Origin of the sequence: Diaphorobacter sp. HDW4A (assembly GCF_011305995.1) — a bacterium.
In the GTDB taxonomy this organism is placed as follows: domain Bacteria; phylum Pseudomonadota; class Gammaproteobacteria; order Burkholderiales; family Burkholderiaceae_C; genus Diaphorobacter_A.
In genome coordinates this window covers 3,277,400-3,289,656 of the sequence record NZ_CP049910.1, presented here as the reverse complement: position 1 = coordinate 3,289,656, position 12,257 = coordinate 3,277,400, and the positions used below count along the sequence as shown (strand labels likewise).

The following is a 12,257-nucleotide window of genomic DNA, read 5'->3' as shown; positions in this document are numbered from 1 at the left end:
CTTATCTCGCCCGTCAATGCCTTAGCGCCTTCGTGACGGCGCGCTGGGTCTGCACGCCGATCAGATTGGCGCGGTAGGCGGCGCTGCCGTGCAGGTCGCTGCTGAGGTCGCTTGCGTCGATCCTCACGCTGGCGGCGGACGCAGAAGAGAAATCCTTGTTCAGCGCATCTTCAAGACCGGCATGTCGGAACACGCCGTTGCCGCCGCCCGTGACTGCCACGCGCACGCCGCTCGCTGTCTGTGCGACGAACACTCCGATCAGCGCAAAGCGCGAGGCGGGCTGCTTGAACTTCATGTAGGCCGCGCGCTGAGGAATCGGAAAGCGGATCGCCGTGATCAGCTCGTCGTCTTCGAGCGCGGTGGCGAACATGCCCTGAAAGAAATCGTCGGCGGCGATCATGCGCTTGGTGGTCACGACGGTGGCGTCGAGGCCCAGCACGGCGCTGGGGTAGCAGGCCGAAGGGTCGTTGTTCGCGACCGAGCCGCCAAGCGTGCCCATGGCGCGCACCTGCCGGTCGCCGATGTGTGCGGCCAGTTCGGAGAGCGCGGGAATCGCGCCCTGCAGGTCCTGGCTTGTCGCCACCTGGGCATGGCGCGTCATCGCACCGATGACGATGTGGTCACCGTCCTGACGGATACCCGCGAGCTCCGGAATCGCGCCAAGGTCAGCCAGCGTCTCGGGGCTGGACAGGCGCAGCTTCATCGAGGCGAGCAACGTCTGCCCGCCTGCGAGTAGCTTGGCGCCTGCGCCCGCAAGGCGGGCTGCGTCGGCGAGCGTGGCGGGGCGTTGGTAGTCGAATGCATACATGTACGCTCTCCTCAGGCCTTGGCCGCTTGAATGGCTTCCCACACGCGCGAGGGCGATGCGGGCATGTCGAAGTCGTTCACACCCAGAGGATGCAGCGCATCGAGCACGGCGTTGATCACGGCTGGTGGCGAGCCAATGGCGCCTGCCTCGCCGCAACCCTTGGTGCCGAGCGGGTTGTGGGTGCAGGGCGTGCAGACGGTGTCGAGCTTGAATTCGGGGAAATCATCGGCACGCGGCATTGCGTAGTCCATGAAGCTGCCAGTGATGAGTTGACCCGTTTCACGGTCGTAGACGCAATTCTCGAGCAGCGCCTGCCCGATGCCCTGAACGATGCCGCCATGCACCTGCCCCTCGACGATCATCGGGTTGATGATGGTGCCGAAATCGTCTACGGCGGAGAACCGGTCGATGCGCACCACGCCGGTCTGAGGATCGATTTCCACCTCGCAAATGTAGGTGCCCGCTGGGTAGGTGAAGTTGGTCGGATCGTAGAAGGCCGTCTCGTCCAGGCCAGGCTCCAGCGTAGCAAGCGGGTAGTTGTGCGGCACATAGGCGGTGAGCGCAATCTGGGCAAAGGGGATCTTTTTGTCGGTCCCCTTCACCACAAACTCTCCTCCTGTGAAGTCGATATCGGCGTCGCTTGCCTCCATCAGATGCGCTGCGATTTTCTTGGCCTTGGCCTCGATCTTGTCGAGTGCCTTCATGATCGCCGCGCCCCCCACGCTGATCGAGCGCGAGCCATAGGTGCCCATGCCAAAGGGCACGCGGCCGGTGTCGCCGTGCACCACGTCGACGTTCTCGACGGGAATGCCGAGGCGTCCTGCGACGACCTGCGCAAACGTGGTTTCGTGCCCTTGGCCGTGGCTGTGCGATCCGGTGAAGACGGTGACCGTACCCGTCGGATGCACGCGCACCTCACCGCATTCAAAGAGACCCGCACGCGCGCCCAGTGCGCCCGCGATGTTGGACGGTGCGAGGCCGCAGGCCTCGATGTAGCTTGAGTAGCCGATGCCGCGCTTCAAGCCCTTGGCCTCACTGTCCTTTCTGCGCGCCTCGAAGCCCGCCACGTCGGCTAGCTTCTCGGCCTTGTCGATGCAGGCGTTGTAGTCGCCTACGTCGTATTGCAGCGCCACCGGCGTCTGGTAGGGAAACTGGGTGATGAAGTTGCGGCGACGGATTTCGGCCTGCGACAGGCCCAGCTCCCAGGCGCAGCGGCTCACCAGTCGCTCGAGCAGATAGGTGGCTTCGGGGCGACCGGCGCCGCGATACGCATCGACCGGCGTGGTGTTGGTGAACCAGGCATCGACCACTACATGGATCTGCGGGCAGGTGTATTGCCCCGCGAGCAGCGTGGCGTAGAGGATCGTCGGAATCGCGGTGGAGAAGGTCGAAAGATACGCGCCCAGATTCGCATTGGTGTGCACGCGCATGGCGATGAACTTGCCGTCCTTGTCCATCGCCATTTCGGCGTGGCTCACATGGTCTCGGCCATGGGCGTCGGAGAGAAAGGCCTCGCTGCGATCCGAAGTCCATTTGATATTGCGGTTGAGCTGCTTGGACGCCCAGGTCAGCGCCACATCTTCGGCATACAGATAGATCTTGGAGCCGAAGCCGCCACCCACATCCGGCGCGATGACGCGCACGCGGCTCTCGGGCAGATTCAGCACGAAGGCGGTGAGCAGCAGGCGCTCCACATGCGGGTTCTGGTTGGCGACGTAGAGCGTGTATTCGTCGCTTGCGCGGTTGTACGAGGCGCTGACGGCGCGCGGCTCCATCGCGTTGGGAACGAGGCGGTTGTTGACCAGATCGAGTTTGGTGACATGCGCCGCGTTGGCAAAGGCGGCATCGACGGCAGAACCGTCACCCAGCTCCCAGTGGTAGCACTGGTTGTCGGGCGCCACGTCGTGCAGCGCGGGGCCGTTCTTTGCGTCGCTCACATGAACGACGGAGTTCAGCACTTCGTACTCGACATAGACCGCCTCTGCCGCATCGCGCGCTTGCTGCAGGGTCTCGGCGACGACCATCGCCACATGGTCGCCCACGTAGCGCGCCTTTCCGATGGCCAGGATGGGATGAGGGGGCTCCTTCATCGGCTCGCCGTTGCTGCTGGTGATCAGCCACCCGCAGGGCAGGCCACCCATCTTGCCCTCGATGTCCTTGCCCGAGAACACCTTGATCACGCCGGGCATGGACTCGGCAGCCGCGACATTCACTTTCTTGATGTCCGCATGCGCATGCGGCGAGCGCACGAACACTGCATGCGCCTGGCGCGCCATGGTGATGTCGTCGGTGTATTGGCCCGCGCCAGTGAGGAAACGGTAGTCCTCCTTGCGCAGGATGGCCTCGCCAATGTGCGGCAGCTTGGAAATGTCGGCGGCTCCCATGTGTCTTCTCCTTGAATGGGTTGACGACTCAGGAGCCGGAAGCCATGGAGGCTCTGCCCATGACCACGGCCTTGACGATGTTCTGGTAACCCGTGCAGCGGCAGAGGTTGCCCTCCAGCAACTCGCGGATTTCGCCCTCGCTCGCGGTGGGATGGTTCTTGCACAGATCCACCGCGCTCATCACCATGCCCGGCGTGCAGAAGCCGCACTGCAGACCGTGGCACTGCTTGAATGCCGCCTGCATCGGGTGCATGGTGCCGTCCGGCGCGGCCATACCCTCGATAGTGGTGATCTCCGCGCCCCCGTGCATCACCGCCAGCGTATTACACGATTTGATGGCCTTGCCATTCACATGCACGGTGCAGGCGCCGCATTGCGCGGTGTCGCAGCCCACATGCGTGCCCATGAGCTGCAGATGCTCGCGGATGGCCTGCACCAGCAGGGTGTTGGATGGAACGTCAATGCTGGCAGCTGCGCCATTGACCGTGAATTGCACTTTCATCGGGGTTGTCTCCTGTGCAGCGGCCTCTGTCGATGGGCCTTGATGATTCGCGGATTGCTGAACGAACACCCTTCATCCTGATCAGCTTCAAAGGAGTCCAGATCAGGCAAAACCCTGAGGGTATGCCCGGGCACATCGAATATTCTCAATATGGAACACATCGACTTCTCCAAATGATGTGCCCCCATATCATCGTCGCGAGCCAACCTCCATGCATAGCCAGCACGATCCCCTAGCCGAGCAGCGACTGCAGCAGATTCAGCGTGCGCGCACGGCTGTATTCGATGACGAAGAAGGTCTTTGCACTTCCGGCGACATCGGCACAGCGAGCGGATTCTTCATGCGGCCCGGCAGCGAATGGATAGAGCGTTCCTGGCGACGCTGCCTTGCGCAGGGGCAACGCCCTCAACACCACGTGGCGTTCGATGTGGTCACCGCGCACTCTGTGCGCCGCACGCTTGACGCACAACACCTGCTTTTGCAGGCTGCGCGACCTGCGCTCGAGGGTCTGGGGCGTGCGACCGCCAGCACGCGCTATTTCGCCATATTGACCGATGCTAGTGGCGTGGTGGTCGACGTCTCGGGCGCGGTCGATAGCACCGATCCACGGGCAGTCGCCATTGCCCGCGTGGGCGTTGATTTGTCGGAGCGCAGCATCGGTACCTCGGCGATTAGCGCGGCGCTGTTGGAGCGGCGTGCGGTGTGGCTGCACCGTGGGGAGCATTTCTACCGTGATACCTCCATGTACAGCTGCGCTGGTGCGCCCGTGTTTGGCCCAACCGGCGGGTGTGTGGGCATGCTCGACCTGACCGGCGTCGAAGTCGTGGAGCGTCCAGAGTTGCGGCATCTGGTCGCGCGTGCGGCCCGCAATATCGAGAATGCGCTTACGCTGCGCACACCGCATCGGTTGCTGGTGCGTTTGAATTGGCCTGGTCAGTTGTGTGCAGGGGACGGAGATGGACTGCTCTGCCTCGACGAAGACGGCTATGTGACAGGTGCCAATCAGGCCGCGCGCCGGATCGTTTCCGGGCTGGCGGCGGATGGCAATTCGTTGCACAGCGACGAGCTGTTTGCCATGCCGGTGCAGTTGCTCTTTGATGCGGCACGGCGCGGGCGCTCTGGCTGCGGAACGCTTGAGGTTCCGCTGTGGTCGGGACTGCGTGTGCAGGTGCAGGCGCAGATTGAAGGCCCGGGGGGGAGTAGGGATGCTGCTGGCATGGCGCGCGAGCGTGGCGTTGGACAGGCCGTGCCGCTCAAGGACATCGAATTGGCAATGGTGCATCAGGCGGTGGCCGATGCGCGCGGCAATGTCGCGCAGGCAGCGCGAGCACTGGGCATCAGCCGCGCAACGGTCTATCGAAAGCTGAGGCACAAGCAGCCCCGGAGTTGATCCCCTTTTGGCTGGAGAAAGTCATCTCCGGCCGAAGGGGAGACAATGTGATTCAGGCATTCGCCGGAGAGCACCGTTCGCAACTGATCGTCCCCATATGGTGGTGCAGCAGTACGGTCTCGCCCGACGTCACCTCGCCGCCGCACTGGTCGCAGACCGAGCCTTCGCCAAGCACTTCGCGCGTGACGCCGGTGGTCCTCACCACCTGGTTGCCGAGCGTGCGCGGCAGTCTGGCGCTCTTGACGATGTCGGGGCGGAAATATTCTTCGTAAACCGTCCAGCGCTCGATCAGCGCATCGCTCAGGCCGTGCTCCACCAGCGTGGCGTGCATCAGCGCCTGGCGGTGGTCGAACAGGGCGTGGGTGATGATCATCCAGTGGTGGGCGTTACGGGGGCGGTCGCCCATGTAGAGCTTCCCTCCCGTGACGCACTGTTTCATGAACGAGAACTGCTTATCGATGGCGCGCTCGCGGGTCACTTTGACGAAGAAGGGCGCGAGCTGCTCGTCGGCATAGACCTTGGCGTAGAAGGCTTCCATCACGGCGCGTACCTTGGCGTCGCCGCCGAGGTCTTCCCACAGGGCTGCGTCGGCGTCCGGCGCGGGCAGTTCGCGCGGCGGCATGTCGTCGAACGGGCCGCGCAGCTCGAAAGGGTGGCCGAAGGTCTCCTCATCTCCCAGTGTGCCCTGCAACTCGCGAGGCAGCAGACTCGCAGCGTCGGCATCGACCACGCCGCTGATGAGCAGATCGCGCTCGGGGCAGGAGGTGAGGGTGAGCAAGGGTTCATTCTCTGCGCCGGTCACGACGCGCATCTGCTGGCCGCTGCGGTACTTGAGCGGACGTCCGGTCTCGAAGACCAGCGAAATGCAGCCATCGGCCTGCACGCTTGCTTCGCAGAGTTGGCAGCCGACGACCAGATCGTTCGGATGCGGACGGCGCAACTGCATCGCGCCTGTTGGCACGCATCGGCAGGGTAAAAAGTAGCGCAGACGCCGCAGATGCGTGGGCAGCACGCGCTGTGCCCGCTCGGGAATATCGCCGCGTTCGGCCTGCAGCATGCAGGTCTGGCAGGAGCCGCTTTTGCAGGAAAACGCGGGTTCCAGCCCCGCTCGCAGCAGGGCATTCAGAACGGTTTCGCCTTCTTGCGCCACGGCGTGGCCGTTTTCAAAACTCAGTACATGGGACATTTTTGGAGTATCGCAGGATGGGTTTTACATGTAACACTATGTTTGTGAAATGCATTCATGTTACAAATACGGCGATGAATCATCCAGTCGACAACCCTGAAATTCACCGCGAATCCTGGCGGCGTGACGGCTATGCGCTGCTGCGTGGCGCGGTTCCTGGGGACTGGCTGGACGGCCTGCGGGCGACTTTCGATGCCGGCATCCTGTCATCGGACCAGTGGCCCGTGCCGCGCGGCACGACCTGGAACCACGCGCTGGTGGATCTGGATGCGCGGGTGCAGGCCGTGTGCCGATTGCCCGAGGTGCTGGTGGTGGTCGGAGCGCTGATCGGCGAGCGCTTCTTCCTTTCGCAGGTGGAGGGCCGCGAGCCTCTGGGCGGTCATGGCCATCAGACACTGCACCGCGACTTGTCGGCTCAACGGCCCGGAGACACGGTCAATGCGCTCATTTATCTCGATGACTACGGCCCGGACAACGGCGCCACCCGCATCGTGTCCGGCACCCACCGTCCCGCGCCGGATTCGCCGCCGTTTGACGATCTGGATGAATCCGGATCGGTACAGTTGAAAGGGCAGGCTGGTGATATTTTGGTGTTCGACGCCGACCTGGTGCACGCAGGCAGCCTGAACCCGAGCGGCTCGCGCCGCAGAACGCTGCTGCTGGGCTACTTCGCCGAGTCGCTGCATGCGTTGCATCTGCAGACCGCCCATCTGCGCAATGTGCGCATGGACACCCGCGAGCGTTTCGATCCTGTCTGAGCCTCCGGCAAGAGCCACAACGCAAAAAAAGGGCAGCACCGTAGTCGGGCTGCCCTTGTTCTGTAGAGGAAGAGTCTGGACTCTTCCCCCGCCAATCGCTTGACCTGTCAGTCTTGCTTGTCTTGTGTGTCTGCAGGTGCTGCAACGCCATCGGCCGCTGCGGCGGTAGTGTCCGCTTCAGTGGCGGCCGACTCGCTGGCTTCCGCATTGTCTGCATTGATGCCCGCCTGACGCAGCGCAGCCTTCTCGCCCGCAGGTGCGAACTTGCTGTACTTGCCGATGATGGGCACCATCTGACCGTAGATGCGTGGGTTGCCCGCCAGGCACTCGCGCTGCTCGAGGAAATCAGCCTCGCCCGTGAAGTTGCCGACCAGACCGCCGGCTTCTGTCACCAGCAGCGAACCCGCAGCGACGTCCCAGATCGACAGACCGGTCTCGAAGAACGCATCGGTGAAACCAGCAGCCACATAGGCCAGATCGAGCGCGGCCGCGCCTGGACGGCGCAGACCGGCGCAGCGCTGCATCACATCGCCCATGAGCGCGAGGTAGTTCTGGAAGTTGTCGCCTGGACGGAATGGGAAACCGGTCGAGATCAGGCACTCGCCCATGCGTGTGCGCTTGCTCACGCGGATGCGGCGTTCATTCAGGAACGCGCCGCGGCCCTTGGTGGCGGTGAACAGGTCGTTGCGCGACGGGTCATAAATGACCGCCTGCTCGATTTTGCCGCGCACGGCCAGGGCAATGCTCACGCAGTAAACCGGAAAACCGTGGATGAAGTTGGTGGTGCCGTCCAGCGGATCGATGATCCACACGAATTCGGACGTCTTGGAGCCGTACTCATTGCCCGATTCCTCAGCCAGGATGCCGTGCTGGGGGTAGGCCGTGAGAAGTGTTTCGATGATGGCCTTCTCGCTCGCCACGTCGACCTCGGTCACAAAATCATTGAGCTGTTTCTGGGAAACGCGCACAGCCTCGACGTCGAGGGCAGCTCGGTTGATGATGGCGCCAGCGGCGCGCGCAGCCTTGATGGCCACGTTAAGCATGGGGTGCAGATTGGAGGACGACATGGATTGTGATGAGGAGCAGAGCGGCTTTTGTAGCTGCGGTGCGACCGGCGATGCGGACGCGCGAAAGGCGTAATTCTATCGCTTTGACGAGGATCGTGGTTTTGTCGTGTTTATTTCGGGGCTAGGTTTCTTTTTTGGCTGTCGCTGGCCGGGACTCGCCCCGGTGGGCGACCTACTTCTTTGGCTTCGCCAAAAGAAGTAGGCAAGAAAAGGCGACCCTGCTGCCCACGATCCTTCGCTGCGCTACGGGCAACCTGACTCTGTCGCTCCATCCGGCGCACGGCAGAAACTCCCTGCGCTTCGCTGCGGTCAGACATCTGCCGTGAGTCAGTGCTTGAAATTTGCAGCGGCACTTGCCGCTGCAAACCGCCGGATGGAACGACAGAATCAGGCGTGGGCAGAAGGGTGGGAGAAGACCGCGTGCATGACCAGCATCTGTGGTGCATCTACCCCCTCTCCCCTTGAAAGGGGGCGAGGGAGCAATACCGCGCCGCAGGTGCCATGCAATTCGCGACGCGAGATGCAGCACGAGCGCAGCGATGTGCCGAACACACCTCTTTTCCAACTGACTTCCGGCGGTTGTCCGAGCAGAGTGACGAAGGAACGCCGCGAGTTCCGCCGGAGGTATTGACAAGCGCGTTTTTGATTACTTTTTGCGCGCGAGCAAAAAGTGATTGCCCCGCCGGGGGCAGTCCCGGCCTCCGCTCTCAATAACCGAGCCGAGCTCCAAAAAAATGTGAATGTTTGAAACAACATCACCCCAAGTCAGCCTCGCCCCCGATTCATACCACATCCACAACACAGTGAACCGGAGTCCTCCATGCCCTTCGCCCAATCCCGCCAAAATCCAACCAGCTCATTCAGAAAAAAACTCACCTATCTGGCAGCCCTGTCGGCAACTGCTCTCCTGCTCAGTGCCTGCTCCCCGGCAGACAACGAATACAGCGTAGCCCAGTCCAAGACCGTAGCCCCCAGCCCAGCGGGCGCCCCCGCCATGGACAGTGTTGTCTCCAAACCCGAAGCCCAGCGCCGCAGGAGCAACAACATCAGCGCAGAGGTGCAAGAGCTGAGCCGGCAGGCCGCACCTGCTCCGGCCGCCGCCTCTCCGGCACAGGACGCGCCTGCCGCAACGGCCGCCCCTCAGCGCTTCCTCGCAGTCCGCCACGAACTGCAGATCGAAGCCCCCGCTGCCGACCTCGCTGGCCTGTGGGGCGCAGTGAAGGAGCGTTGCGAGCAGCTTGACTGCCAGGTCGAGGCTTCGGCGCTGCAGCGCGAGACCTCGCATTCGGCGGGTGGCGCCTACCTCACCATGCGCGTCAATCCGCGTGATTTCGCGATGCTGACCAGTGCCATCGGTGGCAATGCCAAGGTGCTCAACCACCAGACTTCAAGTGAGGACAAGACCGGGGAGGTGATCGATGTGGAGGCGCAGATCAAGAACCGCAGCGAGTACCGCGATTCGCTGCGGGAGTTGCTGCGCGAGAAGGATGTCAAGCGCAAGCTCACCGACCTTATGGAAATCCGCGATACGCTCTCGCAGGTGCAAGCGGAGATCGACGCGGCCCAGGCGCAGCGCAAGGTGCTGGAAAAAGACACGGGCAAGCAGTTCGTGCACATGCAGTTCCAGCCGCAACAGGTAGTCCTGTCTGGCACCTACAACCCGTGGCTACAGACTTGGGAGCGTGCCTGGAATGCAATGGCGGGCAGTGCACAGTCGATGGTGATCGCCACCGCCGCGCTGTTGCCTGTGTTGGTGGTATTGGGCGTGTTGGGTGTGATCTGCGTTTTCGTGTTCAAGGGCGTACGGCGTTCGCGCAAATCGGCAACGGCGACGGCGACGGCGACGGCATAAGGGGCATGTGAGGATGGAATGAGAGGTCCGTGATACGGACCAGTTTCGGCAGAGGGCAAACAAAGCAGCGACAATCAAAGGTTTCGCGCCCTGCGCCTGCCAGACTGTTTTGCCAACATGAAAACCCGCTTCATCCTCATCAACACCAGCCATGCTGGCAATGTGGGCGCTGCCGCGCGCGCGCTCAAGACCATGGGGTTCGATGATCTGGTGCTGGTCGCTCCGCGCTGGTCGAACGTGCTGCGCAAGGAGGAAACCATTCAGCGCGCGAGCGGGGCGCTCGATGTGCTGGAGAACTGCCGCATCGTCGAGACGCTGGACGAGGCGCTTGAAGGCATGAGCCATCTCTGCGCGACGGCGATGACGCCGCGTGACTTCGGGCCGCCCACGCGCACACCGCGCGAGCATTTCGAGCTGTTGGTGAACGGCAAGCTGAACGTCGATGCCGGTGAGTCTGACAAGTCCAATGAAACCGGCGTGGCGTTTCTCTTCGGCTGCGAGCGTTTCGGGATGGCCAATGAGGATGTCTACCGCTGCAATGTGGCGCTGTCGATTCCGACCAATCCGACCTTTGGCTCGCTCAATCTCGCGTCGGCCGTGCAGGTGGTCGCCTATGACTGGCGGCAGGCGCTGGGGGGCTATGGCGTGCAGGAGGCGACGGCGCCGATTGAGCGCGCCGACGCCGCACAAGTGGCAGGCATGCTTGGGCATTGGGAGCATGCGCTGGCCGAGATCGGGTTTCTCGATCCGGCTGCGCCCAAGAAGCTCATGCCGCGCCTGAACCAACTTTTCAATCGCGCGCAACTGACCGAGGAAGAAATCCACATCCTTCGCGGTGTTGCCAAGGCGATGATCCAGACGGCGCAGGCAAAACGCTAGACTGCAAACCTTCCAGAACGAATAACGACAGTTCATTTTCATGTTTGACCGCCTGCGATCCGATATCCAGTGCATTCTTGAGCGCGACCCGGCTGCCCGTAGCCGCTGGGAAGTGATCACGTGCTACCCGGGCCTGCACGCCATCTGGCTGCATCGACCTGCGCACTGGTGTTGGAACCACGGCTTGAAGTGGACGGGGCGTTTCATCTCCAATTTCTCGCGCTGGCTCACCGGCATCGAGATTCATCCCGGTGCCAAGATTGGCCAGCGGGTGTTCTTCGACCATGCAATGGGTGTGGTCGTTGGTGAGACCGCTGAGATCGGTGATGGCTGCACGATCTATCAGGGCGTGACGCTCGGCGGCACCTCGCTTTACAAGGGCACCAAACGTCACCCGACGCTGGGCAAGGACGTGGTGGTGAGCGCGGGCGCGAAGATTCTCGGCGGCTTTGATGTGGGCGACGGCGCCAAGATCGGCAGCAATGCGGTGGTCATCAAGCCCGTGCCTGCGGGTGCGACGGCGGTGGGGATTCCTGCGCGCATCATCCCGTCGAAGGCCGGACAGAGTGCGGACGTGACCGAGGCGACGCTGGCGTCGGCAACCGTTGCGGCTGCAGCAGCGAGCCCGGCACCGTTTTCGGCCTATGGTGTCGAGGGGCAGCAGGACGATCCGCTCGCACAGGCCATGCGCGGCCTGATCGAGCACACTGCCGCGCAGGAGCGACAGATCGCCTTGTTGTGGCAGAGCATCGAAAAGCTCAGCACCGCAGCCCCGAAGGAAGTCGGCGACTGCGTGCCCTGCGACGCCGCCAAGCGCGAGAGTTTCGCCAAGGAAACGCTCAACGATCTCGTGGGCAAGTGACGTCGGCAGGCTTTCGTCCGGCACCACGTTCCGAAACAAGGAGCATTGCGCCATGCCGCGTCACTGGGACCTGATCTGTTTTGACTGGGGCGGCACCCTCATGGCAGAAGGCGGGCCTGAGGAGTTGCCCATGGCCCAATGGCCCGAGGTGCAGCGCATCGACGGCGCGCTCGAGGTGTTGGCAAGCTTGCATGCGGAGGGCGAGCGCATCTGCATCGCGACCAACGCCTCAGTCTCCACCAAGCCGCTGATCAGCAAGGCGCTTGAGCGTGGCGGTCTGCGCCGCTTCATCGACCATATTTTCTGCTACACCGACATTGGCTTTCGCAAGAGCGAGCCACAGTTCTGGCACGCGGTGCAGGAGCGCTCCGGGTTGGCTGACCTGAGCCGCGTTGCCATGATCGGCGACTCGTTCGAGCAGGATGTGCTCGCTCCGCTGCGTCACGGAGTGGGCTGCGCGATCTGGCTGCATACGGGCACGGGAGCACCGCAAGCGCTGCCGCAAGGGGGCTCGCAGGTGCACAAACTGACGCACGCGCTCACGCTGCTGGGGCATTGAGCTGAAAGCG

General features: G+C 63.0%; 11 protein-coding genes. 6 read left to right on the top strand and 5 right to left on the bottom strand.

The genetic code is table 11. The features are described from left to right. Positions 1 to 13: 13 nt before the first annotated feature. Genes G7047_RS15005 through G7047_RS14995 form a run of 3 tightly spaced genes read right to left on the bottom strand, consistent with a single transcriptional unit; the run spans position 14 to position 3,694 of the window. Positions 14 to 808, bottom strand: a complete 795-nt coding sequence (locus tag G7047_RS15005; protein ID WP_166306918.1) for a xanthine dehydrogenase family protein subunit M — start codon at positions 806 to 808, stop codon at positions 14 to 16. Between the two features lie 11 nt (positions 809 to 819). Further along, positions 820 to 3,192, bottom strand: a complete 2,373-nt coding sequence (locus G7047_RS15000; RefSeq protein ID WP_166306915.1) for a xanthine dehydrogenase family protein molybdopterin-binding subunit — start codon at positions 3,190 to 3,192, stop codon at positions 820 to 822. Between the two features lie 28 nt (positions 3,193 to 3,220). Then, positions 3,221 to 3,694, bottom strand: a complete 474-nt coding sequence (locus G7047_RS14995; protein ID WP_166306912.1) for a (2Fe-2S)-binding protein — start codon at positions 3,692 to 3,694, stop codon at positions 3,221 to 3,223. Between the two features lie 211 nt (positions 3,695 to 3,905). Here G7047_RS14995 and G7047_RS14990 point away from each other — a divergent pair, with 211 nt between their 5' ends. Beyond that, entirely contained in the window at positions 3,906 to 5,084 is a 1,179-nt protein-coding gene (locus G7047_RS14990) for a helix-turn-helix domain-containing protein (protein ID WP_166306909.1), read from the top strand. 52 nt (positions 5,085 to 5,136) lie between these two features. Here the strand turns inward: G7047_RS14990 and G7047_RS14985 are convergent, their stop codons facing one another. Then, on the bottom strand, positions 5,137 to 6,270 hold the full coding sequence (locus G7047_RS14985; RefSeq protein WP_166306906.1) for a 2Fe-2S iron-sulfur cluster-binding protein: 1,134 nt from the start codon (positions 6,268 to 6,270) through the stop codon (positions 5,137 to 5,139). 74 nt (positions 6,271 to 6,344) lie between these two features. Between G7047_RS14985 and G7047_RS14980 the strand changes: the two genes are divergently transcribed. Then, the gene (locus G7047_RS14980) at positions 6,345 to 7,028 is read left to right on the top strand and encodes a phytanoyl-CoA dioxygenase family protein (protein WP_166306903.1); all 684 of its coding nucleotides are present in this window, start codon (positions 6,345 to 6,347) and stop codon (positions 7,026 to 7,028) included. 107 nt (positions 7,029 to 7,135) lie between these two features. Here the strand turns inward: G7047_RS14980 and G7047_RS14975 are convergent, their stop codons facing one another. After that, positions 7,136 to 8,095 (bottom strand): inositol monophosphatase family protein, encoded by a 960-nt coding sequence (locus tag G7047_RS14975; RefSeq protein ID WP_166306900.1) that lies wholly within the window; start codon positions 8,093 to 8,095, stop codon positions 7,136 to 7,138. Positions 8,096 to 8,915: 820 nt separating this feature from the next. On the opposite strand from G7047_RS14975, the gene G7047_RS14970 reads away from it, so the two are divergent. The 4 genes from G7047_RS14970 to G7047_RS14955 all read left to right on the top strand — a co-directional run bounded on the left by G7047_RS14970 (position 8,916) and on the right by G7047_RS14955 (position 12,247). After that, on the top strand, positions 8,916 to 9,947 hold the full coding sequence (locus G7047_RS14970) for a DUF4349 domain-containing protein (RefSeq protein WP_166306897.1): 1,032 nt from the start codon (positions 8,916 to 8,918) through the stop codon (positions 9,945 to 9,947). 117 nt (positions 9,948 to 10,064) lie between these two features. Next, positions 10,065 to 10,826 carry an RNA methyltransferase gene (locus tag G7047_RS14965; RefSeq protein ID WP_166306894.1) on the top strand — a complete coding sequence of 254 codons (762 nt, stop codon included), beginning with the start codon at positions 10,065 to 10,067 and terminating at the stop codon, positions 10,824 to 10,826. A gap of 40 nt (positions 10,827 to 10,866) precedes the next feature. Beyond that, positions 10,867 to 11,688, top strand: coding sequence for a serine O-acetyltransferase (cysE, locus tag G7047_RS14960; RefSeq protein ID WP_166306891.1), 822 nt, complete (start codon positions 10,867 to 10,869; stop codon positions 11,686 to 11,688). Between the two features lie 52 nt (positions 11,689 to 11,740). Beyond that, positions 11,741 to 12,247 carry an HAD family hydrolase gene (locus tag G7047_RS14955; RefSeq protein ID WP_166306888.1) on the top strand — a complete coding sequence of 169 codons (507 nt, stop codon included), beginning with the start codon at positions 11,741 to 11,743 and terminating at the stop codon, positions 12,245 to 12,247. Positions 12,248 to 12,257: the final 10 nt, after the last annotated feature.